The organism is Pseudarthrobacter sp. CC4 (genome assembly GCF_048957775.1).
Taxonomy (GTDB): domain Bacteria; phylum Actinomycetota; class Actinomycetes; order Actinomycetales; family Micrococcaceae; genus Arthrobacter.
Genome location: NZ_JARCCZ010000010.1, coordinates 138,239 through 162,217 on the forward strand (window position 1 = coordinate 138,239; position 23,979 = coordinate 162,217).

The following is a 23,979-nucleotide window of genomic DNA, read 5'->3' on the forward strand; positions in this document are numbered from 1 at the left end:
TCTTATATGAACGAAACCGGGCGCCCGCAAGATTTTCCGCTGTCCAATCCCCGAGCTGATCGGGTGAGGGACGTGGCAAAACTTGCCGGGCGCCCGGCCCGTTTAAAGCGCGGCCTGTTCCTGGCTGAAGGGCCCCAGGCAGTCCGCGAAGCCCTCAGGCTCCACCAGCAGCGCATTGCCGCCGGCGCCCCGGGTGTGGTCACGGAGGTTTTTGCCAGCGAAAGCTGCCTGGACCGGTTCCCGGAATTTGAGGAACTGTCCCAAGGGGTCAACGCCCGCCTTGCCACTGACGAGGTCCTCGCGGCCATGGCGGACACCGTCAACCCGCAGGGGATCGTCGCCGTCTGCCGCTTCCTGGACGTGGCGCTGGAAGAAGTGCTCGACGCCGGGCCCCGCCTGATTGCCGTGCTGTGCCAGGTCCGTGACCCCGGGAACGCGGGAACCGTCCTGCGGGCAGCGGACGCCGCCGGCGCGGACGCTGTCATCCTCACATCCTCCAGCGTGGACATCTACAACCCCAAGGCGGTGCGCTCCACGGCCGGCTCGCTCTTCCACCTCCCGGTGGTGCTGGGTGCCGACATCGGCGGCCTGGTTGCGGCCTGCCGGGCACGGGGGATAGGCATCCTGGCGGCGGACGGCTACGGTTCCCTCAACTTGGACACCCTGCAGGATGAGAACGCCCGGCGACGGCTGACCGGTGAAGGTCCGGAGTCGGCCTATGCCCTGGAGCAGCCCACCGCGTGGCTTTTCGGGAACGAGGCCCAGGGCCTGTCCCAGGAGGAGCTTGCGCTGGCAGACCATCGGGTGGCCGTGCCGGTGTACGGCTCCGCGGAGAGCCTGAACCTGGGTACCGCGGCCACGGTCTGCCTGTACGCCAGCGCCCGGTCCCAGCACCTGCCCGCCCGGGTGACAGCCTAGGCTTTCGCAGCCCCGAAGGACTCTGCCTCGCAGGACTTTGCCCGGCAGGACCCGTCGGCGTTCTCCGCCCGGACCCGGCAGCAGTGCCTTGCCCGGCTGCTTGAAAAACCCGGTTGGTTGAAAAATATAAGGGCTCCGGATTTTCCGGAGCCCTTGCTGTTGATGTTCAAACAGGGAAGCAAATCAGGGTGCGCGGGTAGCCTTGCCGCGTCCGGTGATAGCCCCGTAGATGCCGGCAACAACAAGGCCGCCGACGATAGCGAGAATCCAGGTGCCCAGGTCGAAGAAGGCAAGATCGCCCTTGTTGAACAGGAGGCTGCCGATCCAGCCGCCCACAATGGCGCCCACTACACCCAAAACAAGGCTGGTGACCCAGCCCCCGCCAACCCGTCCGGGCATGACGGCCTTAACAATGGCCCCTACGATAAGGCCGAGGATAATCCAAGCAAGAAAACCCATGTCTCCTCCTTATAGTGGCCGGGATCTGATGGTCCCGATGAGGCTCAAGCTAACATAGGGCCCCGCCAATGTCAGCAGGCTTAGGGTCAGTCGCTGGCGCATGCAGGACATTGCGGCGGGTACGGTGACTATGGGCGGGCCGGGGCCGGGGCCGGATCCGCATTTGTCCTAACTGAACCGTAAACGTAAAGAGGTGAAGCCCCTTGGCTGCACATGGCGGTACCAAGGCGATTGTGGCGGCCCTGGCTGCCAACCTGACCATCGCTGCCCTGAAGTTCGTGGCGTATGCCCTCACGCTTTCCTCGTCAATGCTCGCCGAAGCCATCCACTCCGTGGCCGACTCAGGCAACCAGGTCCTTCTGCTGGTAGGAGGCAAGAAAGCGAAACGGGCTGCCAGCCCCGAGCACCCCTTCGGCTACGGCCGGGAGCGCTACATCTATGCCTTCATTGTCTCCATCGTCCTGTTCAGCGTCGGCGGCCTCTTCGCCCTCTATGAGGCATGGGACAAGTTCCAGCACCCGCATGCCATCGAAGGGGACTTCTGGTGGGTTCCGTTGGCCGTGCTGCTGGGTGCGATCATTGCCGAGTCCTTCTCGTTCCGGACCGCCATCATCGAGTCGAACCACGTCCGCGGGCAGCAGTCCTGGGCCAGGTTCGTGCGGAGCGCCAAGCAGCCTGAGCTGCCGGTGATCCTGCTCGAGGACCTTGGCGCGCTCGTGGGCCTGGTCTTCGCCCTTATCGGCGTCAGCCTGACGCTCATCACGGGTGATGGACTCTGGGATGCCGCCGGCACGGCGATGATCGGCCTGCTGCTGGTGGCCATCGCCGTCGTGCTCGCACTGGAAACCAAGTCCCTGCTCCTGGGCGAGTCCGCAACAAAGGACGACGTCGGGAAGATCGCCGCGGCGATCGAAGCCGACGGCGGGCGCATCATCCACCTCAAGACCCTGCACCTTGGCCCGGAGGAGCTCCTCGTGGCCGCCAAGATCGCCATCAGCCATTCCACCACGGGGGTCGAGATCGCACGCGAGATCGACGCTGCTGAAGCGAGGATCCGCGCGGCCGTGCCCATCGCCCGGGTCATCTACCTGGAGCCCGACCTTCACCGGGCCGATGCCACAGAGGCGGGCCAGCAGCCTGCCGCCGCAGCCCCGCAGCCGTAACGGTGCTTCCGTAACTACTGGCTGGCCGGAAGCCGCCGGCCGCCCCGGTCCCAAAGGATCAGGCGGTCAGCGGCTTCTTGCGTTCCAGGAGTCCGCTGGCGATGGCGACGCCGAGTCCCAACAGGGCGAGGACGGCGCCTACCAGCGCAGGGGCAACGTAACCCCAGCCGAGCGCGATCACTACCCCGCCCAGGAAGGCCCCCAGCGCATTGGCCACGTTGAGCGCGGCATGGTTCAGTGACGAAGCGAGGGACGGCGCGTCCGGCGACGCATCCAGGAGCCGGGTCTGCAGCGCCGGGACCAGCATGGACCCGGAAGCGCCCACCACGAACACCATGACGAAGGCAGACCACGGCCAGTGGACGGCCACGGCGTAGACCACCAAGGCAACAGCTATGGCGGGCAGCACCTTGTACAGGGTTCCCATCACGGACTTGTCAGCGAACCTGCCGCCCACGATGTTGCCGGCTACCATTCCCAGGCCATAGAGCGCCACCACCATCGGAATCAGTGACGACGGCATGCCTGCCACGAGTGTCATGGTGTGGGCGATGTAGGTGTAGGTGGCGAAGAAGCCGCCAAAGCCTACGATGCCGATCAGGATGGCCAGCCAGACCTGCAGGCGCTTGAGGGCTCCCAGTTCACGCCGGATGCTTGCGTCCGGGTGGGCGTGGTGGAACGGGACGAATTTCCAGACCAGGGCAAGCGTTAGCAGTCCTATCAATCCCACCAGGATAAAGAGCAGCCGCCAGCCGTACGTTTGGCCCATCCAGGTGGCAAAGGGCACCCCCACCACGTTGGAGATGCTGAGCCCCGCCATCACCATGGAGATCGCCCACCCGCGCCGCGTTGGCGGAACCAGCGAGGCTGCAATGACCGCCGCAACTCCGAAGAACGCGCCGTGCGGCAGGCCTGCGGCGAAGCGCGAGGCCAGCATGGTCCCGTAGTCGGGCGCGAGGAAGGAAAGGAAGTTGGCCACCGCGAAAAAAAGGATGAGCCCGAGGGCCAGGTGCTTGCGGGGGAGCTTGGCCCCGACGGCGGCGAGCAGCGGGGCCCCGACTACAACGCCCAAGGCATAGGCGGAGATGAGGTGGCCGGCTTCCGGTGTTGATATCCCGAGGCCCTGCTCCACTTCCTTCAGCAGGCCCATCATGGTGAATTCCGTAACCCCGATGCCCACCCCTCCCATGGCGAGGGCAAAGATGGCCATGGCGATGTTGGGGGATCGGGTGGGGGCTGCCGTGGATGTTTCGAGGACGCTGCTCATGGGCCTGCTTTTCGGGGTAGAAACTGGTGATGGGACCGATGCCACGGCAGTGGGGCTGGTGAAGTCCGGACCCTGCCAACAACCCCGGGAAGGGGGATTGGTATTCCCTCTGCAGGAATGGTGTGTCCGGCCCCACCATTGTCCCCCATAGAATGAGCCAGTGACTGGACTGATACAGGTGGTAGGCGGAGCCGTCGTTGACAGCCTGGCGGAACCTTCGCTGCTGCTGGTGGCGCGGCGCAGCGCGCCGGAGGATCTGGCCGGCCTCTGGGAGTTCCCCGGCGGCAAGGTGGAATCCGGAGAGCAACCGGAAGCCGCGCTGGCCCGCGAGCTGTACGAGGAACTCGGCATCGGCGTCCGGCTCGGCCCCGAGCTTCCGGCCGGGGCACCGCAGGGGTGGCCGCTGAACAGCCGTGCCAGCATGCGGGTGTGGCTCGCGGAGGTGACCCGCGGGGAAGCGCGGCCGCTTGAAGACCACGATGACCTGCGGTGGGTGGCACTGTCTGATCCGGAAGCGGTCCTGGGCCTGCCCTGGATACCTGCCGATTTCCCGATCGTCAGGGCGCTTCTTTCCGCCCTGGGTGTCCAGGCTGAGGCTGCGCGCTCCTAGAAGAGCGTTGCCTGTTCTGCCGGTCCTCCCTGTGCCGGCAGCCCGGGTACGCCGGGCACGGAGCTACCCGCATCATGCCCTGCCGCTGCCGGAATGGCGCCTGCCGGGTAGGCAGCCTCCTCGCCGCGGGGGTCGTCCTCCAGGTCCCTGTGGCTGAAGCCGGATGAATTGGTGAAGCCATGGCGTGCCTTGAAGTAGCGGACCTTGCCGGCCAGCCAGGAGCGGTACTCCTTGGAGGCATACGAGCCGGAGCCGTAGAGCCCGCGGTAGCGGCCGGCCAGTCCGGGATGGTTGGCGGCGATCCACTTCATGAACCACTCCCTGGTGCCCGGTTTGAGGTAGAGGGCTCCGGCGGTCACTCCGGTGGCCCCGGCGGCAGCCAATGAAGCGAAAAGCGCATCCAAGGCGTCATCGCTGTCCGAAAGCCAGGGGAGGATGGGCATGGCCATCACCCCGCAGGGGAGTCCGGCCTCGCGAAGGCGGGAGACGAGCTTGAGCCGTGCCCGGGGCCCCGGCGTTCCCGGCTCGACGGCCTCGGAGAGCGCTTCATCGGTCATGGCGAGGGAGATGCCCAGGCCCACGGGCACCTGGGCTGCGGCGCTCTTGAGCAATGGAATGTCCCGTGCCAGCAGCGTCCCCTTGGTGAGGATCGAGAGGGGAGTTCCCGAGTCAGCAAGGGCGGTGATGATGCCGGGCATCAAGCGGTAACGGCCCTCGGCACGCTGGTAGGGGTCCGTGTTGGTGCCGAGGGCCACCTGGTGGCGGCCCCAGGAAGGTTTGGCCAGTTCTTTGCGAAGGACCTCCGCGGCGTTGACCTTGACCACCACCTGGCTGTCGAAGTCCAGGCCGGGGTCGAAATCCAGGTACGTATGGCTTTTCCGGGCGAAGCAATAGACGCAGGCGTGGCTGCAGCCCCGGTAGGGGTTGATGGTCCACTCGAACGGCATCCTTGAACCGGGCGGCACCTTGTTGAGCACCGATTTGGCGGTGACCTCGTGGAAGGTGATGCCGGCGAACTCGGGAGTGGTGACCGAGCGGACCAGGCCGGCCAGCGGTAGCAGGGCGGGTGAGGCGGTGCCCGGAGCAGTTTCTCCCGGCCGGGGCATCAGTGCTTGGGCGTCCCATCTCATGCCCCTATTCGAATGTATGTTCGAACTAAAGTCAAGCATCGGCCGGCCCGGCCGGCGTGCCGAAGCCCGCCTACGTGAGGTCCTGGAGCTCCCACACCACCGTGATTGCAGCGGCCACGGTGGAGTCCCCCGGCTCCACGGCGACCTGTTCCACGGAAGCGGCGCGCTGCATCCGGGCCAGCGGCACCGGACCCTGGACCGGGACGTTGTCCACTATGGAAAGCACCCGCCCCAACCGGGCCGAGGCAAGCTGGGCGTACTGGCGTGCGGTACTCGCTGCATCCAGCCAGGCAGCTTCACGCGCCCGTGCCCGGACTGCGGCGTCGTCGCTGAACGTGAGTTCGAGGCCGTTCAGCCGGACGTCGTTGCCGCCCGCCCCAACGGCTTCGGAGATTGCGGCGGAGGCGGAACCAGGCGCCCGCAACCTTATGGTGAGGGTGCAGGCTGCAACGTACCCCGTGACCCGCTGGCCCCCGCCTTCCCGCCATGTCATATCCGCCCGCACGTTCAGGGCCGCAGTGCGGATGTCGGCACCCTCAACGCCGTGCCGGCGGAAGGCGGAGGCAACGGCATCGGAGCCGGCGCCGGCCCGGGAGTAGGCGGCCTCCACGGATTCTGCGCTGCACTCCACCCCGATGGAGACCACCATCAGGTCGGGGGCAGCATCCGCCGAACCGGTCCCGGTGACGGTGACAGTGCCGCGCGGCTCAGTGCCGCGGGAGCCATTTCCAGGGGAATCCACGGCCCCGGGCTGATACCCGGGAACCCCCACTCCGCCCCTTGCCCCGCCGCCGCTGCCGGAATCCGCTGCCATGGGTCACGCCTCCACTTCTGACGGTCCCCGGCGCCGGGGGCGGCGGGGGCGTACCGGGTAGCCGCCGGCGGCAAGTCCGGCGTGCCGTTCAAAAATGTTGGCGGTCCCTGGGTTCCCGGTGCGCAGCATGGACCATCCGGCGCTGAGGAGATACAGCGGCAGGAAGGGGAAGCCCAGGCACCAGGCGTACTGGCTGCAGTGTTTTTCTTCGTGGCCCAGCAGGGCCGGCTGCGCCGCCAGCTTGTCGGCCGGGCAGCGGCAGAGCACCACGTTGCCCAGGGTGAACGCTCCCGCGAACGGCAGCCGCCAACTGTACCCGCCCGCAAGGACCAGGCCGCGCGGCCCCCTGCGGACGTCGGTGCGGGCGGCGACAGCGACAGCGACGCCGAGGACAGTGCTGCCGTTGACCAGGTTGGCGACCTGCCTCAGCCGCTGCGCGGCCGTGAGGCCCTCCGGGGCTTCCTGGCTTCGAGGCGCAGTCATGAGGCCATGCTAGCCGGACGGTTCAATTAGACTGGAGGATAGTGGCCGCCGGTTCCGCCGGTGTGCCCTGACCTGGTCATTGAACGCCCTGCACTTGGGGCATTCATCCATGACCTGCCAGTGATGGACGCGCCGCCGGGAAACCGCGCTGGCTGTCCCGTTCACCGGCAGCCACGACTCGTAGCTAAGAACAGTAGATGACTGAAACTTTGCCGGGCGCCGCCATCCCGAACCCCACGGATGAAGCCGCCATCACTGCCGCCGTAGACCAGGCCGTTGCCGCCATCACCGGCGCGGCCACCCTTGACGAGCTGAAGGCGGTGAGGCTCGCCCACACCGGCGAGAAGTCTCCCCTCAGCCTTGCGAACCGCGAAATCGGCAAGCTGCCCAAGGACCAGAAGGCCGTGGCCGGAAAGCTGATGGGTGCCTCCCGCGGGCGGGTCAACAAGGCGCTCGCGGACCGCACGGCCGAGCTGGAAGCCGAAAACGACGCCCGTATCCTGCTGGAAGAGACGGTTGACGTCACGGCCGCCCCCCGCCGTCGTCGTGCCGGTGCCCGGCACCCCCTGTCCACCCTCCAGGACCGCGTGGCGGACATCTTCGTGGGCATGGGCTGGGAAATCGCCGAGGGTCCGGAAGTGGAATCGGAGTGGTTCAACTTCGACGCCCTGAACTTCAAGCCGGACCACCCGGCCCGCGAAATGCAGGACACCTTCTTCGTGGAGCCGCCCGAGGCCCACCTGCTGATGCGCACGCACACGTCCCCGGTGCAGGTCCGCTCCATGCTGGAACGCGAGCTGCCCATCTACGTGCTGTGCCCGGGCAAGGTGTTCCGCACGGACGAGCTGGACGCCACGCACACGCCGGTATTCCACCAGTTCGAAGGCCTCGCCATCGACAAGAAGCTCAGCATGGCGGACCTGCGCGGCACCCTGGAGCACTTCGCCCGGCAGATGTTCGGTGACGAAGCCCAGATCCGGCTGCGGCCCAACTACTTCCCCTTCACGGAGCCCTCTGCCGAGCTGGACATCTTCCACCCCGGCGCCAAGGGCGGCCCGGCGTGGATCGAGTGGGGCGGCTGCGGCATGGTCAACCCCAACGTCCTGCGCGCCGCCGGCATCGACCCGGACGTCTATTCAGGTTTTGCCTTCGGCATGGGCATCGAGCGCACCCTCATGTTCCGCAACGAGGTGGGGGACATGCGCGACATGATCGAAGGCGATGTACGTTTCAGCGAGCACTTCGGGATGGAGATCTAACAGTGCGTATCCCAATTTCCTGGCTGCGTGAATTCGCGGAGGTACCGGCCGGAGCGACGGCCGAAGACGTGATGGCCGAACTGGTCAAGGTGGGCTTTGAGGAAGAGGACGTCCACCGTCCCACGGACACCCTCAAGGGCCCGATCGTGGTGGGCCAGGTCCTGAGCCTGGTCAAAGAACCGCAAACCAACGGCAAGACCATCAACTGGTGCCAGGTCCGCGTTGTCCCCGAGGGGCAGGAGCAGACGCTCACCGGCAAGGGCATCGACCCCTCCGGCGTGCAGGGCATCATCTGCGGCGCCCATAACTTCGTAGAGGGCGACAAAGTGGTGGTCACGTTGCCGGGCGCCGTGCTGCCGGGCGATTTCCACATCTCCGCGCGCAAGACCTACGGCCACCTTTCCGCCGGCATGATCGCCTCCGTTCGCGAACTGGGCATCGGCGAGGACCACGACGGCATCCTGGTGCTGTCCCGCATCGGACTGGACCCCGAGGTGGGCACCGACGCCATGGAACTGCTGGGCCTCTATGACGAAGCCGCGGAAATCAATGTCACCCCGGACCGCGGCTACGCCTTCTCCATCCGCGGGGTTGCCCGCGAATACGCGCACGCCACGGGGACCACCTTCACGGATCCCGCGTCCCGCGTCAACGCTCCTGCGGAGCTCTCCGGCGGGTATGGCGTCAAGCTCAACGACGACGCGCCCATCTACGGGAACGCCGGCTGCGACCGCTTCGTGGCACGGACCGTCCGCGGCGTCGACGCCACCAGGCCCACCCCGCCGTGGATGGTGTCCCGGCTCCGGCTGGCCGGCATCCGCTCCATCTCCCTGCCGGTGGACATCTCCAACTACGTGATGCTGGAACTCGGCCAGCCCACGCACTGCTACGACCTGGACAAGCTGTCCGGGGACATTGTGGTGCGCCGTGCCGCGGCCGGCGAGAAGATCACCACCCTCGATGACAAGGTACGCACCCTCGATGCCGAGGACCTGCTGATCACCGATGACTCCGGCGCCATCGGCATCGCCGGCGTGATGGGCGGAGCCGACACCGAGGTATCCGATGACACCACGAACATCCTGGTGGAGGCGGCGCATTTCGATGAGGTGTCCATCTCCCGTTCCCGCCGTCGCCACAAACTGCCGTCCGAAGCGTCCAAGCGCTTCGAGCGCGGCGTTGACTGGCAGGTGGCCGGCATCGCCGCCCAGCGGGTGGTAGACCTCCTCGTGGAACTCGCAGGCGGCACGGCAGACGAGGCGGGAACCGACGTCGGCACCGCCCCTGACTCCGTGGCGATAGAACTTCCGGCAGCCTTCGCGGCCGCACGGATCGGCATCGACTTCACCGAAGAGCAGATTGTCACCTCCTTGGAGGACCTGGGCGCGGCCGTAGAGAAGAGCGACGGCGGCTGGACCGTGACGGCCCCCAGCTGGCGCCACGACCTGGAGACCAAGGAGGACCTCTCCGAGGAGATCGCCCGGCTGGTGGGTTACGACCAGATTCCCGCGACGCTGCCTGTGGCGCCTCCCGGCCGCGGCCTGACGCGCGTGCAGCAGCAGCGCCGCCGCCTTATCCAGGCGCTGGCTGATGCCGGCCTCACCGAAGTCCTGGCCTACCCCTTCGTGTCCAAGGCGTCCAATGACACCTTCGGCGTGCCTGAAGAGGGGGCCGTCCGGACCGCGGTCAAGCTGGCCAACCCGATCAGTGAGGAGCAGGGCTTCCTGCGCACTTCCATCCTGCCCGGGCTGATTGAGGTGGCAAAGCGGAACCACTCCCGTGGATTCCGGGACCTGGCACTCTTCGAATCGGGCCTGGTGTTCCTGCCGGCAGAGGTAATGGGCACGGACTCCATCCCGCCGCTCGGTGCCAAGCCTGCCGATGAGGTGCTGGACGCGCTGTACGACGGCGTTCCCGCCCAGCCGTTCCACCTCGCCGCAGTCCTCACGGGCCATGATTCGCCCGCCGCCGCAGGCCACACGCCGCGGCCGTGGGACTGGGCGGACGCCGTGGACATCGCCCGCCTCGCCGGGGACGTCCTGGGCGTGGACATTGTGGTCAGCCAGGGTGCGCACCAGGCGTTCCACCCGGGCCGTGCCGCCCGGTTGTCCCTGCGCACCGGCGAAGTAGTGGGCTATGCAGGAGAACTGCACCCCAAGCTGCTGGCGGCTTCCGACATGCCTCCACGCTCCGTTGCACTGGAGCTCAACGCCGACGCGCTGTTCGAGGCCGCGCCTGATGTCATCGTGGCGCGGCACATCTCCACGTTCCCGGTGGCTACCCAGGACGTGGCGCTGGTGGTTCCCGCCGGGATCCCGGCTGATGACGTACTGGCCGCCCTCCGCGAGGGTGCCGGTGAACTGCTGGAGGACGTTGCGCTCTTCGACGTGTACGCCGGCAAGGGGATCGAGGAAGGCAAGAAGTCCCTGGCTTTCGGACTCCGCTTCCGTGCCGACGACCGCACCCTGACGGCGGACGAGGCATCGGCCGCACGCGAGAGCGCCGTGGCACTGGCCGCTGAGCGCTTCGGCGCAGTCCAGCGCTAGGCGGGCAGTACCCAGGTCCCATGGACGCCAGGCTGGCCCTGCGGGCAGTGGATATCACAACTGATGTCCGCTGCCCGCAGGCGCATCAGGACGGCCCGGAAGGGTTCGTCCCTGAACGTGCAGAGGAACTGCGGGCCGCGGCCCTGGAGCCGGCTGCTGCGCAGCGTTTCCTGGCCGGCAGGGCAGCGCTGCGCCGTTTTGCGGGCGACGTGCTCGATCTGCCGGCATCGCAGCTGCGGTCCTCCTACTCCTGTCCCCAATGCGGCTCCGGACCCGGACTCTCCCACGGCCGGCCGGGCTTCACGCACCGGGGCCGGCGCTTGCCCCTGTTGCTGAGCATGGCCAGGACCGGCAACTGGGTGCTGCTCGCCGCGGTTACGTCGCCGGGCAGGGGAGAACGGCTGGGGGTGGACGCCGAAAATCCGGAACGGCTCGGCTTCGAGGGGTTCGACGCCGTGGCGTTGTCCCGCTCGGAGGAGCTCACCCTCGCGGGGCTGGAAGGAAAGGCGCTCCTGCGCGAACGTGCCCGGCTCTGGAGCCGGAAGGAGGCCTGGCTCAAAATGACCGGCGAGGGGCTTCGGGTGGATCCCCGCACGGTAGCCGCGTTGGAGGAACCTGGAGTACAGGACCTGCCGTCTGCTGCTACGGGGCTGCCGGCGTCGCTGGTCGCCGCCGTCGCCTTGGGCTAACCCCGCCGACTTCGCGCGGCAGGCAACGGCGGGAGCGCCAGCTCGAAGAGCCAGGGGTGGAGCACTGCTTCGGCGTCGATGCCCGCTACGCCGTTCGCCATCAGGATGAAGTCGGCCGTTGAGACTGAGCCGTGGCGGTGGGTCCTGGTCCATTCCTGCAACAGGGTGAAGAACGCAAGGTCCCCGCAATGCATGCGCAGTGCGTGCAGCGCCAAGGCCCCGCGCTTATAGACACGGTCGTCAAACATCAGGGCCGGTCCGGGGTCGCCGATGAGCAGGTCCTGCCCGGCGGCGGAAAGCCTGCGCCAGGCCGCGGCCGCCCTGTCCTGGGCGGTCATCACTCCGGCCGCCTCGGACCAGATCCATTCGGCGTAGCAGGCAAACCCCTCGTGCAGCCAAATGTCGTGCCACCCGCGGACTGTCAGGGAGTTTCCGAACCACTGGTGCGAGAGTTCATGGGCGATCAGGCGCTGGGCATCCCAGTCCAGGCTGAGGTGGTTGCGGCCCAGAATGGCCATGGTCTGGGCTTCCAGCGGAATTTCCAGGACATCGTCGGCCACCACAACCGTGTACTCGGAAAATGGGTAAGGCCCAAAGCACCTGACGAAGGTGCGCATCATGTCGGGCTGGAGGCGCAGCCCCTGGCGGGCAGCCCCTGCCAGTGCGGGCGGGACGGCCGCGGTCTGGAGCACGCCTCCCGGAGCGGCACCCGGGTCAAGGACCAGGGATTCATACCGCCCGATCTGGACCGTGGCCAGGTAGGTGGCCATGGGCTCCTCCTGCTCGTAGGTCCAGGTCTCCCGGCTGGCCCTGGTGCTGTGCCCTACCAGCCGGCCGTTGCAGACGGCACGGTAATTGGCGTCGGTAGTTACCGTGATCCGGTAGCTTGCCTTGCTCCGCGGATGGTCGTTGCACGGAAACCAGGACGGTGCGCCGTTGGGCTGGCCAGCCACCAGCACGCCGTCGGTCAGTTCCTCCCAGCCCACCTCGCCCCACAGCCCGCGGCGCGGCGCAGGATTGCCCTCATAACGGACGTCTAGGGTGAACGTTTCGCCGACGGCGAGGCCGGCGTCGAGCTGGACCACCAGTTGTTCAGCGCGCTGCGAGAACCTCCGCACGCGCCGCCCGTTCAGCTGCACCTTAACGGCGCGAAGGCCTGCCAGGTCCAGGACGACGGCGGACGCCTGCCGGGCCGCCGTGGCGTGAATGACGGCACGGCCGCTGAGCCGGTTGGCGGCCATCCGGTAGTCGAGGTCCACTTCGTAGCGGGACACGCGGTACGAGTCGCTACCGTGGCCCGGCATGTAGGGGTCGGACAGCACTCCCGGGATGGCTGTCCCGGCGGCAGGTCCGGAGGTTGCTGGTTCAGGAAGACTCATGGACGCGGGCCTCAATCACAAACGTGGCGGGTACTTACTTCGGGCGGGGTGCAGGAACGCCGGGGCCGGCCCATGGACTGACGGGGTTGCCCATCCAGTAGGTTCCGGCCGGAACCGTTTCCCCGCGCATGACCAGGGAAGCCGGTCCCACCGTTCCGCCGTGGCCGATGCGCGCCTGCGGGAGGATGACACCGTGCGGTCCCATCGTTGCGCCGTCTTCGAGCGTAACAGGGCCGATGCTCATGATGCGGTCGTGGAACAGGTGCGTTTGCACCACGCAGCCGCGGTTGACCGTGGAGTTCGCTCCCAGGGTGACAAGGTCGGCTTCCGGCAGCCAGTAGCTCTCGCACCATGTTCCGGGGCCGATCCTGGCGCCCAGTCCCCGCAACCACCACACAAGGGCCGGCGTGCCGGTGGCGGCCCGGGCGAACCACGGTGCGCTGACCATTTCTATGAACGTATCCACCACTTCGTTCCGCCAGATGAACGAGCTCCACAGCGGGTGTTCCCCGGCCCTGATACGGCCGATGAGCAGCCATTTGGCAACCACGGCACTGGCCGCGGCCACGGCACCGGCCAGCAGCATCACTATGCCTCCCAGCAGGGCCGCCGCGGCGTAGTTGAAGGATGCGGCGAGCCAGTCCAGGGCCAGCAGCACGCCCGCGGCAAGGCCCAAAGTGAGCGCCACGGGAACGAACCGGCAGGCCTCCCACAACGCACGTGCCAGCTTCAGCCTGGGAGGCGGCCGGTAGGTGAGCGAACTGTCCGAGGCGATAGCCGTGCGCCGCAGCCGGACAGGAGGGCTGCCCAGCCAGGAGGTTCCGGACTTGGCCTTGGACGGCGTCGCGGACAGCACGGCCACCAGCGAGTTCTTGGGAACATTACGGCCGGCTCCCGTCATGCCCGAGTTGCCCAGGAAGGAGCGCTTGCCGATCTTGGCCGGGGCGATCCGCAACCAGCCGCCTCCAAGCTCGTAGGAGGCCACCATCGTGTCATCCGCCAGGAACGCGCCCTCTCCCACGGTGGTCATCTTGGGAACCAGCAGCACGGTGGAGGCCTCGACGTTCTTGCCGACTTTTGCTCCCAGCAGGCGAAGCCAGACGGGCGTGAAGAGGCTGGCGTAGACGGGAAACAGGAGGTCCCGGGCCAGGTCCAGCACACGCTCGGTAGCCCAGATCTGCCAGCCGATCCGGCTCCGCACGCGGTAGTAGCCTTCACGCAGGCCCAGCCCGAGCAGTCGGGTGGTTCCCAGGACCAGCAGCAGGTTGGCGCTGAACCAGGCCAGGGCGGCAAGGGGCAGGGAGGCCAGCAGGGGAAGCCAGGCCTCGGACAGGGAGCTGTGGCCCCTGATGAACAGGAAGGCCACCAGGCAGGCAGCGCCTGCGGAAAGGTAGGGGATCATGGCCAGCAGTGCGCTGGCGGCCGCGAAGGCGGTAAACCAGAGCCGGGCAAGCATGGCGCCGGTGTCCGGCTGGGCCGGCCAGTTCTGTTTCGCCTTGCCCCGGCGTTCTGCCGGCGAGCCGGCCACAACCTGGCCCGCCTTGACCTTGCCCAGGACCGCCGAACCGGGCTCCACCTGGCCGCCGGCGCCGATGCTGGCGCCGGGCATCAGGGTGCTCCGGGCCCCCACGGTGGCGCCTGCGCCGATCCGGATGGCTCCGATGTGCACGCTGTCACCGTCGATCCACCATCCCGAAAGGTCGACTTCGGGCTCCACGTTGGCTCCGGTGCCCAGCGACAGGAGCCCGGTCACCGGCGGCAGCGAGTGCAGGTTAACGTTGCTGCCGATCTTCGCGCCGAGGGCGCGGGCGTAGTACGGCACCCAGGGTGCGCTCGCCAGGCTGACCGCTCCCGCAAGGTCCTGGATCTGCTCAGCCAGCCAGAGCCGGAGATGGACTTTCCCCGATCTGGGATAGGTGCCCGGCTTGACGTTCCGGAGCAGGATCCGGGCTGCTGCGACGGAGAGGAGCATGCGACCGGCAGGGCTGACGAACACCAGCCAGGACGCACCCACCCACCACCAGGACACCGTGGCTGCGGCGGTGAAGCCGGCCAGTCCTGCCAGCAGGTTATTGGCCGCCATCAGGTAGGTCAGCCACCGCATGCCCACGAGGATGTGCAGCGGGACGCCCATCAACGTCTGGAAAACCTGCGACTTCCGGGCCGTGGGCCGGACAGTTCGGACCTCGGCAGGGCCGGCGGGAGTGCCGTCCGGCAGTGACTGCCGGGCCACATCGATCAGGGCCCCGACGCGCGGCGTCGCGTAGATGTCTGCCACTGTGATGGTGGGGTAGCGGACGCGCAGCGCAGAGACGAGCTGCGCGGCGGCAAGGGACCCGCCCCCGGCCGCAAAGAAATCCGCGTCGAGGCTGGTTGCGTTACTGCCAAGGACCGCGCCCCACTGCTCGACGATCCACTGGGCGTCATCGGGAAGGTTCAGCGGGGCCTGGCCTGCTTCGTCGGCTCCGCTGCCGGTGAGCGGCCAGGGCAGGGCATGGCGGTCCACCTTGCCGCTGGTCTTGGTAGGCAGGGAGTCGACGACGGCCAGCAGCGGAATCAGCGCAGCCGGAAGGCTGTCAGCGAGGAGCTTGCGGGCGGCGGCCAGGTCGGGCCCAGGTGGTCCCGCCGGCGCAAGGTACCCCACCAGGATCTGGTTCCCCGCCGCCGTCGTCCGGACGGCGGCAGCAGCGCCCGCGATGCCCGGCAGGGCCTGCAGGGCTGCGTCGACTTCGCCGAGTTCGATCCTGCGGCCACCCAGCTTGACCTGCTCATCGGCACGGCCCATGAAGATGAGGCCCTCGGCTTCGTAGCGGACGAGGTCCCCCGAGCGGTAGGCGCGGTCCCAGCCGAGCGTGGGAAACGACGCGTACTTGTCGGCATCCTTGGCCGCGTCAAGGTAGCGGGCAAGCCCTACGCCGCCGATGATGAGTTCGCCAACGCCTCCCTCGGGAACGGGAATCCCGCCCTCGTCCACCACAGCCAGGTCCCAGCCATCCAGCGGACGGCCAATCCGCACCGGACCCGGCCCGCCCAGCGGTGCAGCGCAGGCCACCACGGTGGCCTCGGTGGGGCCATACGTGTTCCACACTTCCCTGCCGTCAACGGCCAGCCGCTCCGCCAGTTCCGGCGGGCATGCCTCCCCGCCGAAGATCAGCAACCGGACGTTCTCGAGCGCTTCGGCGGGCCAGAGGGCTGCCAGGGTGGGGACCGTGGACACAACGGTGATCCCGTGGCTGATGAGCCAGGGGCCCAGGTCCATCCCTGTTCGCACCAGGGCGCGGGGGGCAGGGACCAGGCAGGCACCGTGCCGCCAGGCAAGCCACATTTCCTCGCAGGACGCGTCGAACGCCACCGACAGCCCCGCCAGCACCCGGTCTGCCGTTCCGATCGGCTCCGCCGTGAGGAAGAGCCGGGCTTCGGCGTCAACGAAGGCGGCAGCAGAACGGTGCCGTACGGCAACGCCCTTCGGCGTTCCGGTTGAGCCGGACGTGAAGATCACCCAGGCGTCGTCGTCCACATCCGCGGTCCGGGCCGCGGGGTGGGGCGTGGGCCTGCTGCCGTTGAGGGTGATGCCCTTTTCCGTGACCACGGCGGCTACCCCGGCTTCAGCGAAGACGAGCCTGGCGCGCTCTTCGGGATCGTCCGCGTCGACGGGGACGTAGGCGGCGCCGATGAGCAGGATGGCAAGGATGGAAACGTACAACCTGTTGGTGCCGGAGGGGATCCGCACGCCGATCCTGTCGCCTGCGCCCAGTCCGGCGTGGTGCATCGCCCGCCCGGCGGAGCGTACTTCCGCCAGCAGCTGGGCGTAGCTCAGGGACCTGCGGCCGTCGTCGAGGGCTGAGGCATCGGGAAACCGTTGCGCGGTCTCCAGCAGGATGTCCACCAGCGTCCGTGCCGGGGGAGCGGCAGCGGCGCCGGCCAGCTGCGGCTGGTGGCGGGCCTGCTCCCGGATCTTGTCAGGGGCCCGTTCCGGGGCTGGGTCCGCGGCATAGCCGTCGGCTGCCCGGCTGCCGCTCTGTTGCTCGGTCACCTGTGCAGTGTGCCGGGCCAAGATGAACGGGAAGTGTCCTGGTCTGCCTGCCGTCCACCCGGTGTTCGACATGTGTTCATGGTGCTTCCTTAATGTGCGCCCCCCGACAAGTGACGACCTACGGAACCAGGACCACCTTGCCGGTGGTGCGGCGCCCTTCAAGGTCGCGGTGCGCCTGGGCGGCCTCGGCCAGGGGATAGGTCCCGCCCACCCTCACTTTCAGGCTGCTGTCGGCGGCGGCGGCGAAGATTTCGTCCGAGCGCCAGCGCCGTTCCGCCGCGTCCAGGAGGTGGTGCGCGATCGTGGGCCGGGTCAGGAAGAGCGAACCGCCGGCGTTGAGCCGTTGCGGATCCACCGGGGGAACGGGACCCGAGGCGGCGCCGAAAAGCACCAGCGTCCCCCTGATGCGCAGGGCGGCCAGCGAGCCGTCGAAGGTGTCCTTTCCCACGCCGTCGTACACGACGTCGGCGCCCCTGCCGCCGGTGAGGTCCCTGACGGCGTCGGTAAATCCGCTGTAGCGCAGCACATGGTCCGCGCCGGCGTCGAGGGCGAGCCGCTCCTTTTCATCCGTGGACACCGTGGTGACCACGGTAGCGCCCTTGGCTTTGAGCAGCTGGATCATCAGCAGGCCAACACCGCCCGCGCCAGCGTGGAGCAGTACAGTGTGCCCCGGCTCCACCTTGAAGGTGGAGTTGATCAGGAAGTGGGCGGTCATTCCCTGCAGCGGGAGGGCGGCGGCGGTGAGGTCGTCGAGTCCCTCGGGCACTGGCAGGGCCTTGTCTGCATCCACCACGGCGTAGCCGGCGTAGCAGCTGGTGCCCTCGGCGGTGGCCACGCGGTCTCCTTCGGCGAATCCCGTCACTCCTTCGCCCAGTCCGGCAACCGTGCCCGCTGCTTCGGAACCCGGCGTGAAGGGGTACGGGACCTTGTACGCGCCGCTGCGCTTGTAGGTGTCGATGAAATTCACTCCCACCGCACCCACTTTGAGCAGCAACTGGCCAGGGCCGGGGACCGGCCGGTCCACCTCCGCGTATTCGAGGACTTCCGGGCCGCCTGCCTGCCGTGCGACGATTGCATGCGTCATGGCTCTCCTTCCCCGGGCCTGGCCTTTCCAGCCCCGGCTGCACGATCCATCCTAGGGAAACCGAAGGGAAACCCGGTGCCGAGGCAAACATCCAGGATCTGATGCATAAATATCGGGACCAGTGCATATTCTTGCTGTAAGGTGGAGTCCATGACTATTTCTGTTGCAGTGTCAGGCGCCAGCGGTTATGCCGGTGGAGAAGTCCTGCGCCTCCTCGCCGGACACCCGGATGTCACCATTGGGGCCATCACGGCCCACAGCAATGCCGGCTCCCGGCTCGGCGAGCTGCAGCCCCACCTGCACGGACTGGCCAGCCGAATCCTCGAGGACACCACCGTGGAGAACCTCGCCGGCCACGACGTCGTATTCCTTGCCCTGCCGCACGGTGCGTCCGCGGAGATCGCGGCGCAGCTCCCGGAAGGGACAATCGTCATCGACGCCGGGGCGGACCACCGCCTCGAGGACCCCGCGGCCTGGGAGAAGTTTTATGGCTCTGCCCACGCGGGCACCTGGCCGTACGGCCTGCCGGAACTTCCCGGCCAGCGCGAGGCCCTGAAGGGCGCAACCCGCATCGCCGTGCCCGGCTGCTACCCGACGTCGGCCCTGCTGGCCTTGACGCCAGGGTTCGCCGCGCATCTCCTGGAGCCCGACGACGTCGTGATCGTTTCCGCGTCCGGTACCTCCGGTGCGGGGAAGGCAGCGAAAGTGAACCTGATCGGTGCCGAAGTGATGGGCTCCATGAGTCCCTACGGCGTGGGCGGCGGCCACCGGCACACCCCCGAAATTGAACAGGGCCTGTCCAATGCGGCGGGGGAGCAGGTCACCGTCTCCTTCACGCCCACCCTGGCTCCGATGAGCCGCGGGATCCTCACCACGGCGACGGCGAGGGTAAAGCCGCAGGCACTAAGCAGTATCACGCCGGAACAGTTGCGCCAGGCCTGGACCGACGCGTACGACGACGAACCCTTTGTGCACGTCCTGCCGGAGGGCCAGTGGCCCGGCACCAAGTCGGTGCAGGGGTCCAACCACGCGGCCATGCAGCTGGCTTTCGACGCCCGCACCGGGCGGGTGATCGTTACCTGCGTTATCGACAACCTCACCAAAGGAACGGCCGGCGGCGCCGTCCAGTCCATGAACATCGCGCTTGGCCTGCCGGAAACCGCCGGCCTCGACCTGCAGGGAGTAGCTCCATGACCATTACCGCACCTTCCGGATTCCGGGCTGCCGGCATCACCGCAGGACTTAAGGCTTCCGGCAAGCCGGACCTTGCCCTTGTGGTGAACGACGGCCCCGCCAAGGCCGCCGCCGCGGTCTTCACCAGCAACCGGGTGGCTGCGGCCCCGGTCCACTGGTCCCGCCAGGTGGTTTCCGACGGCCGGGTGGACGCAGTCATCCTCAACTCCGGCGGCGCCAACGCCTGCACCGGGCCCACCGGTTTCCAGAACACCCACAGCACAGCCGAAAAGGTGGCTGAGGTGCTGGGTATCTCGGCCACGGATGTGTTTGTATGCTCCACCGGCCTGATCGGCGAGCAGCTGCCCATGGACAAGATCCTTCCCGGCGTGGAGGCAGCAGCTGCGGCCTTGAACGACGATGGCGGGCCCGAGGCGGGCGTGGCCATCATGACCACCGACTCGGTGCCGAAATCTGCACTGTTCATCGGAAGCGACGCCGACGGCCAGGAATTCAGCATTGGCGGTATTGCCAAGGGCGCCGGCATGCTCGCTCCCGGCCTGGCCACCATGCTGGTGGTGCTCACCACGGACGCGGCGGTGGATGCGGACATGCTCGACGTCGTCCTTCGCGATGCCACACGCGTCACCTTCGACCGGGCAGACTCGGACGGCTGCATGTCCACCAACGACACCGTGGTCCTGCTGGCCTCCGGCGCCTCCGGTGCTGTCCCTTCCGCCGAAGCGTTCAGCGAAGGCCTGATCAAGGTCTGCGCCGAACTGGCCCGGAAGCTCATCGCGGACGCCGAAGGCGCCAGCCACGACATCGCCATCCGGACCTTCAACGCCGCCAGCGAGGCCGACGCCGTAACCGTGAGCCGGTCCGTGGCCCGCTCCAACCTCTTCAAGGCCGCCATCTTCGGCAAGGACCCCAACTGGGGCCGGGTACTCTCTGCGGTCGGCACCACGGACGCCGCATTCGAGCCTGACCAGCTCAACGTGGCCATGAACGGCGTCCAGATCTGCCGGAACGGCAGCATCGGTGACGACCGGAGCCTCGTGAACCTGGAACCACGCGAAGTGCGGGTGGACATTGACCTGCAGGCCGGCGACGCCGAGGCCACCATCTGGACCAACGACCTCACCCTCGACTACGTGCACGAGAACAGCGCCTACTCCAGCTAGGGCCTGTCCCCGGCAGAAACCGTTGCGGAAAGTGACAGCATGAACACCCAGACGCGTGAAACCACCAGCATGTCCGACGCCCAGGACAAGGCAGCAACCCTGATCGAGGCCCTGCCCTGGATCCAGCGCTTCGCCGGCACCACCATGGTGATCAAGTACGGCGGCAACGCCATGGTCAACGATGATCTCCGCCGCGCCTTCGCCGAGGACATCGTCTTTCTCCACCACGTGGGCATCCACCCCGTGGTGGTCCACGGCGGCGGTCCGCAGATCAACTCGATGCTGGGCAGGCTCGGCATCGAGTCTGAGTTCAAGGGCGGCCTCCGGGTCACGACGCCCGAGGCCATGGACGTTGTCCGCATGGTCCTCACCGGCCAGGTGGGGCGTGAGCTGGTGGGACTGATCAACTCGCACGGCCCCTACGCGGTGGGCATGTCCGGAGAAGACGGCGGGCTGCTCCGCGCCGTCCGGACGGGCACTGTGGTGGACGGCGAAGAAGTGGACCTCGGGTTGGTAGGCGAGGTGGTCGGCGTCGACCCCGCAGGCATCGAGGACATCCTCGGCGCCGGCCGCATTCCGGTGATCTCCACAGTCGCCCCGGAGATCGTGGACGGCGGAGAAGGCGTGGCCGGCACCGCCCGCTTCCAGCCCACCGGCCAGGTCCTCAACGTCAACGCGGACACCGCCGCGGCGGCCGTCGCCTCGGCGCTGGGCGCCTCCAAGCTGGTGATCCTGACCGACGTCGAAGGGCTGTACGCCAACTGGCCGGACAAGTCATCCCTCATTTCCTCCCTCACGGCCTCGGAGCTGCGGGACATGCTTCCGCGGCTCGAATCAGGCATGATCCCGAAGATGGCTGCATGCCTGAAGGCCATTGACGAGGGTGTGGAACGCGCGCACATCGTGGACGGGCGCCTGCCCCATTCCATGCTTCTTGAAACATTCACGACGGCGGGCATTGGCACCCAGGTAGTCCCGGACGAGGAGATCAACGCATGAACTCGGTGGAAAAGCCATCCGTGACAGAACTCGTGGAGACCACGGGCCACGCCGGAGCCGAGTGGCTGGAACGCTACTCCACCTCCCTGATGGGCGTGTTCGGCACCCCGCAGCGTGTGCTGGTGCGCGGCGCCGGCTGCCTGGTCTGGGATGCCGACGGCAAGGAATACCTCGACCTCCTTGGCGGGATTGCGGTCAACGCCCTGGGCCACGCGAACCCGTTCGTCACGTCCGTGATCTCCAGCCAGCTGGCCACGCTCGGGCATGTCTCCAACTTCTTCACCAGCCCCACGCAGATCGCCCTGGCCGAAAAACTCCTGGCCCTCACCCAGGCGCCGGCCGGCTCCAAGGTGTTCTTCACCAACTCCGGCACGGAGGCGAACGAGGCGGCCTTCAAGCTGGCGCGCCGCAATACGGGTGGCAGCGGCGCCAAACGGACCAAGATCATCGCCCTCGAAGGCGCCTTCCACGGCCGGACCATGGGCGCGCTTGCCCTGACCGCCAAGGAGGCCTACCGCGAGCCGTTCGAGCCGCTGCCCGGCGGCGTGGTGCACATCCCGTTCGGGAACGCCGAGGCGCTCAAGGCTGCCGTTGATGAAACGGTGGCCGCCGTTTTCCTGGAGCCCATCCAGGGCGAGGCGGGCGTCCGGCCCCTGCCGCCCGGGTACCTTCGGGCCGCGCGGGAGCTGACAGCCAGGGTAGGGACGCTGCTGATCCTGGACGAGGTGCAGACCGGCATTGGCCGCACCGGCAAGTGGCTTGCCAGCGAGGACGCCGGCATCATGCCCGACGCCGTCACCCTGGCCAAGGGACTGGGCGGGGGCTTCCCGATCGGTGCGCTGGTCACCTTCGGCAGCCATACGTCGTCGTTGCTGTCCGCCGGCCAGCACGGCACCACGTTCGGCGGCAACCCGGTGGCCACGGCAGCTGCCCTCGCCACGCTCCACGCGATCGAAAGCCAGGATATTCTGGCGAACGTGGCTTCGGTAGGGGAGCACCTGCGTTCGGGGCTGGCGGCCATCCCGGGCGTCACCGAAGTCCGGGGCGAAGGCCTGCTGATCGGCTTCGACCTCGACGCGGACGTGGCCCCGGCCGTGGTGCAGGCCGGCCTGGACGCCGGCTTCATCGTCAACAGCCCGGGTCCGCGGACCATCCGCCTTGCGCCGCCGCTGGTCCTCACGGCAGCGCAGGCAGACACTTTCCTGGCCGCCTTCCCGGCCATCCTCCAAGCAGCTAAGGACGCCCAGTGACACCAGCCACCGGCACCACCCGGCACTTCCTCAAGGACACGGACCTCAGCCCTGCCGAGCAGGCAGAGGTCCTGGACCTCGCCATGCGCATGAAGGCCGCCCCGTACAGCGTCCAGCCGTTCGCTGCCGAGGGCAGCGGCCGCAAGACCGTCGCCGTGATCTTCGACAAAACCTCCACCCGGACCCGGGTGTCGTTCGCCACCGGCATCGCGGACATGGGCGGCAACGCGCTGATCATCAACCCGGGCGAGGCGCAGATCGGCCACAAGGAATCCGTGGAGGACACCGCCAAGGTCCTGGAACGCATGGTGTCCACCATTGTGTGGCGGACCGGCGCCCACGCCGGCCTGGTGGCCATGGCCGAAAACTCCAGGGTGCCGGTCATCAACGCCCTGTGCGATGACTACCACCCGTGCCAGCTGCTCGCGGACCTGCTGGCCGTGAAGGAGCACAAGGGCGAACTCAAGGGGCTCACCATGAGCTACCTCGGGGATGCCGCCAACAACATGGCGAACTCCTACCTGCTGGCCGGGGTGACGGCCGGGATGCATGTCCGGATTGCCGGGCCCGAGGGCTACCTCCCCGCGGCGGACATCGTGGCAGCCGCGGAGGAACGCGCCGCGGAGACCGGTGGTTCGGTGCTGGTCACGACTGACGCGGCGGAGGCCTTGAAAGGGGCCGACGTCGTGGCAACGGACACGTGGGTGTCCATGGGCCAGGAAGCCGAAAAGGAAGCCCGGCTCCAGCTGTTCCGGGAGTACTCCGTCGATGAGGCGGCCATGGCACATGCTGCGGAAGACGCCGTCGTGCTTCACTGCCTCCCCGCGTACCGCGGTTACGAAATCTCTGCCGGCGTCATCGACGGGCCGCAGTCCATCGTCTGGGACGAGGCCGAAAACCGGCTGCACGCCCAGAAGGCCCTGATGGCATGGCTGATGCACCGCTCCGGCCTGGCGTTCGTGGACGGCCTCGCTCCGGTTGAAGGCACCGGGGAGAGCACGTTCTAGTGTCTGCCCAACCGGCGTCGCCGGGCTCCAGCCCGGCCACTAAGACGGCCCGCCAGGCCCGGATCGCGGCCATCCTGACGGGTGAATCGGTGCGCTCCCAGGCGGAGCTGGCAGCCCTGCTGGCGGACGACGGCGTGCAGGTCACCCAGGCGACGCTGTCGCGGGACCTGGTGGAACTCGGCGCGGTCCGGGTGCGCGGCAAGGAGGGCGTGCTGGTGTACGCGGTCCCCGGCGAGGGCGGCGAGCGGGCCGCAAAAAGCGGGGTGAGCCAGGAGATCCTGGACGCCCGGCTGGCCCGGCTGTGCAGCGAACTGCTGGTCACCGCGGAGGCCTCAGCCAACATCGCCGTGCTCCGTACTCCGCCGGGCGCCGCCAACTTCCTGGCCCTGGCCATCGACCACTCGGTGATGCCGTCCATCCTGGGGACCATCGCCGGGGATGACACCGTGCTGCTGGTCTCCCGGGATCCGCAGGGCGGCCAGGACCTCGCCGCCAGGTTCCTGCAACTGGCTGAAGAAGCCGGGCAATAAGC

The 23,979-nt window shown here is 67.9% G+C and carries 20 protein-coding genes; 12 read left to right on the forward strand and 8 right to left on the reverse strand.

What is annotated here, in order from left to right:
• Nucleotides 1-6: 6 nt before the first annotated feature.
• On the forward strand, nt 7-918 hold the full coding sequence (locus tag PV768_RS08810; RefSeq protein WP_421092813.1) for a TrmH family RNA methyltransferase: 912 nt from the start codon (nt 7-9) through the stop codon (nt 916-918).
• Nucleotides 919-1,101: 183 nt separating this feature from the next.
• Here PV768_RS08810 and PV768_RS08815 read toward each other — a convergent pair whose 3' ends face one another.
• Nucleotides 1,102-1,377: a GlsB/YeaQ/YmgE family stress response membrane protein gene (locus PV768_RS08815; RefSeq protein WP_066274925.1), complete on the reverse strand. Its 276-nt coding sequence runs from the start codon at nt 1,375-1,377 to the stop codon at nt 1,102-1,104.
• A gap of 203 nt (nt 1,378-1,580) precedes the next feature.
• On the opposite strand from PV768_RS08815, the gene PV768_RS08820 reads away from it, so the two are divergent.
• Nucleotides 1,581-2,540 carry a cation diffusion facilitator family transporter gene (locus PV768_RS08820; RefSeq protein ID WP_321215881.1) on the forward strand — a complete coding sequence of 320 codons (960 nt, stop codon included), beginning with the start codon at nt 1,581-1,583 and terminating at the stop codon, nt 2,538-2,540.
• Nucleotides 2,541-2,598: 58 nt separating this feature from the next.
• Here the strand turns inward: PV768_RS08820 and PV768_RS08825 are convergent, their stop codons facing one another.
• Entirely contained in the window at nt 2,599-3,807 is a 1,209-nt protein-coding gene (locus PV768_RS08825; RefSeq protein WP_157238567.1) for an MFS transporter, read from the reverse strand.
• A 160-nt stretch (nt 3,808-3,967) separates the two neighbouring features.
• Here PV768_RS08825 and PV768_RS08830 point away from each other — a divergent pair, with 160 nt between their 5' ends.
• A complete protein-coding gene (locus PV768_RS08830; protein ID WP_321215882.1) occupies nt 3,968-4,417 on the forward strand; it encodes a (deoxy)nucleoside triphosphate pyrophosphohydrolase in 450 nt (149 codons plus the stop codon).
• Here the strand turns inward: PV768_RS08830 and PV768_RS08835 are convergent.
• The 3 genes from PV768_RS08835 to PV768_RS08845 all read right to left on the reverse strand — a co-directional run bounded on the left by PV768_RS08835 (nt 4,414) and on the right by PV768_RS08845 (nt 6,844).
• The gene (locus PV768_RS08835) at nt 4,414-5,547 is read right to left on the reverse strand and encodes an Rv2578c family radical SAM protein (RefSeq protein WP_321215883.1); all 1,134 of its coding nucleotides are present in this window, start codon (nt 5,545-5,547) and stop codon (nt 4,414-4,416) included. The two genes, PV768_RS08830 and PV768_RS08835, sit on opposite strands and share 4 nt — an antisense overlap.
• Before the next feature lie 70 nt (nt 5,548-5,617).
• On the reverse strand, nt 5,618-6,361 hold the full coding sequence (locus tag PV768_RS08840; protein ID WP_421092814.1) for an SIMPL domain-containing protein: 744 nt from the start codon (nt 6,359-6,361) through the stop codon (nt 5,618-5,620).
• Between the two features lie 3 nt (nt 6,362-6,364).
• Complete coding sequence (locus PV768_RS08845; RefSeq protein ID WP_157238565.1) at nt 6,365-6,844, reverse strand: hypothetical protein; 480 nt, start codon at nt 6,842-6,844, stop codon at nt 6,365-6,367.
• Between the two features lie 197 nt (nt 6,845-7,041).
• On the opposite strand from PV768_RS08845, the gene pheS reads away from it, so the two are divergent.
• From pheS to PV768_RS08860, 3 genes are read left to right on the forward strand one after another with little or no spacing between them, the layout of a single operon-like run.
• On the forward strand, nt 7,042-8,103 hold the full coding sequence (pheS, locus tag PV768_RS08850) for a phenylalanine--tRNA ligase subunit alpha (protein ID WP_157238564.1): 1,062 nt from the start codon (nt 7,042-7,044) through the stop codon (nt 8,101-8,103).
• Between the two features lie 2 nt (nt 8,104-8,105).
• On the forward strand, nt 8,106-10,649 hold the full coding sequence (gene pheT / locus PV768_RS08855) for a phenylalanine--tRNA ligase subunit beta (RefSeq protein ID WP_421092815.1): 2,544 nt from the start codon (nt 8,106-8,108) through the stop codon (nt 10,647-10,649).
• Between the two features lie 20 nt (nt 10,650-10,669).
• Complete coding sequence (locus tag PV768_RS08860; RefSeq protein ID WP_321215886.1) at nt 10,670-11,338, forward strand: 4'-phosphopantetheinyl transferase family protein; 669 nt, start codon at nt 10,670-10,672, stop codon at nt 11,336-11,338.
• Here PV768_RS08860 and PV768_RS08865 read toward each other — a convergent pair.
• From PV768_RS08865 to PV768_RS08875, 3 genes are all read right to left on the reverse strand, one after another.
• Nucleotides 11,335-12,717, reverse strand: a complete 1,383-nt coding sequence (locus PV768_RS08865; RefSeq protein ID WP_421092816.1) for a M1 family metallopeptidase — start codon at nt 12,715-12,717, stop codon at nt 11,335-11,337. The genes PV768_RS08860 and PV768_RS08865 overlap by 4 nt on opposite strands.
• A 34-nt stretch (nt 12,718-12,751) precedes the next feature.
• Nucleotides 12,752-16,672, reverse strand: coding sequence for a Pls/PosA family non-ribosomal peptide synthetase (locus PV768_RS08870; protein ID WP_421092831.1), 3,921 nt, complete (start codon nt 16,670-16,672; stop codon nt 12,752-12,754).
• A 196-nt stretch (nt 16,673-16,868) separates the two neighbouring features.
• Nucleotides 16,869-17,834, reverse strand: coding sequence for a quinone oxidoreductase family protein (locus PV768_RS08875; protein WP_421092817.1), 966 nt, complete (start codon nt 17,832-17,834; stop codon nt 16,869-16,871).
• Between the two features lie 150 nt (nt 17,835-17,984).
• Here PV768_RS08875 and argC point away from each other — a divergent pair, with 150 nt between their 5' ends.
• Genes argC through PV768_RS08905 form a run of 6 tightly spaced genes read left to right on the forward strand, consistent with a single transcriptional unit; the run spans nt 17,985 to nt 23,977 of the window.
• Nucleotides 17,985-19,028, forward strand: coding sequence for an N-acetyl-gamma-glutamyl-phosphate reductase (gene argC / locus PV768_RS08880; protein WP_421092818.1), 1,044 nt, complete (start codon nt 17,985-17,987; stop codon nt 19,026-19,028).
• Nucleotides 19,025-20,191, forward strand: a complete 1,167-nt coding sequence (argJ, locus tag PV768_RS08885) for a bifunctional glutamate N-acetyltransferase/amino-acid acetyltransferase ArgJ (RefSeq protein ID WP_421092819.1) — start codon at nt 19,025-19,027, stop codon at nt 20,189-20,191. The genes argC and argJ overlap by 4 nt, the downstream gene beginning before the upstream one ends.
• Nucleotides 20,192-20,230: 39 nt before the next feature.
• Nucleotides 20,231-21,190, forward strand: a complete 960-nt coding sequence (gene argB / locus PV768_RS08890) for an acetylglutamate kinase (protein ID WP_104999686.1) — start codon at nt 20,231-20,233, stop codon at nt 21,188-21,190.
• Nucleotides 21,187-22,440 carry an acetylornithine transaminase gene (locus tag PV768_RS08895; protein ID WP_157238557.1) on the forward strand — a complete coding sequence of 418 codons (1,254 nt, stop codon included), beginning with the start codon at nt 21,187-21,189 and terminating at the stop codon, nt 22,438-22,440. The genes argB and PV768_RS08895 overlap by 4 nt, the downstream gene beginning before the upstream one ends.
• Entirely contained in the window at nt 22,437-23,447 is a 1,011-nt protein-coding gene (argF, locus tag PV768_RS08900; protein WP_421092820.1) for an ornithine carbamoyltransferase, read from the forward strand. The genes PV768_RS08895 and argF overlap by 4 nt, the downstream gene beginning before the upstream one ends.
• The gene (locus PV768_RS08905; protein ID WP_104997445.1) at nt 23,447-23,977 is read left to right on the forward strand and encodes an arginine repressor; all 531 of its coding nucleotides are present in this window, start codon (nt 23,447-23,449) and stop codon (nt 23,975-23,977) included. Before argF ends, PV768_RS08905 begins: the two co-directional genes overlap by 1 nt.
• The last annotated feature ends 2 nt before the right edge of the window (nt 23,978-23,979 follow it).

Coding starts and splice junctions, on each gene's coding strand:
- PV768_RS08875 (WP_421092817.1), bottom strand. CDS start 17,834: ATGACGCATGCAATCGTCGCACGGCAGGCAGGCGGCCCGGAAGTCCTC.
- argJ (WP_421092819.1), top strand. CDS start 19,025: ATGACCATTACCGCACCTTCCGGATTCCGGGCTGCCGGCATCACCGCA.
- PV768_RS08895 (WP_157238557.1), top strand. CDS start 21,187: ATGAACTCGGTGGAAAAGCCATCCGTGACAGAACTCGTGGAGACCACG.
- argB (WP_104999686.1), top strand. CDS start 20,231: ATGAACACCCAGACGCGTGAAACCACCAGCATGTCCGACGCCCAGGAC.
- PV768_RS08860 (WP_321215886.1), top strand. CDS start 10,670: ATGGACGCCAGGCTGGCCCTGCGGGCAGTGGATATCACAACTGATGTC.
- PV768_RS08825 (WP_157238567.1), bottom strand. CDS start 3,807: ATGAGCAGCGTCCTCGAAACATCCACGGCAGCCCCCACCCGATCCCCC.
- PV768_RS08815 (WP_066274925.1), bottom strand. CDS start 1,377: ATGGGTTTTCTTGCTTGGATTATCCTCGGCCTTATCGTAGGGGCCATT.
- PV768_RS08840 (WP_421092814.1), bottom strand. CDS start 6,361: ATGGCAGCGGATTCCGGCAGCGGCGGCGGGGCAAGGGGCGGAGTGGGG.
- argC (WP_421092818.1), top strand. CDS start 17,985: ATGACTATTTCTGTTGCAGTGTCAGGCGCCAGCGGTTATGCCGGTGGA.
- PV768_RS08845 (WP_157238565.1), bottom strand. CDS start 6,844: ATGACTGCGCCTCGAAGCCAGGAAGCCCCGGAGGGCCTCACGGCCGCG.
- PV768_RS08865 (WP_421092816.1), bottom strand. CDS start 12,717: ATGAGTCTTCCTGAACCAGCAACCTCCGGACCTGCCGCCGGGACAGCC.
- PV768_RS08835 (WP_321215883.1), bottom strand. CDS start 5,547: ATGAGATGGGACGCCCAAGCACTGATGCCCCGGCCGGGAGAAACTGCT.
- PV768_RS08810 (WP_421092813.1), top strand. CDS start 7: ATGAACGAAACCGGGCGCCCGCAAGATTTTCCGCTGTCCAATCCCCGA.
- pheS (WP_157238564.1), top strand. CDS start 7,042: ATGACTGAAACTTTGCCGGGCGCCGCCATCCCGAACCCCACGGATGAA.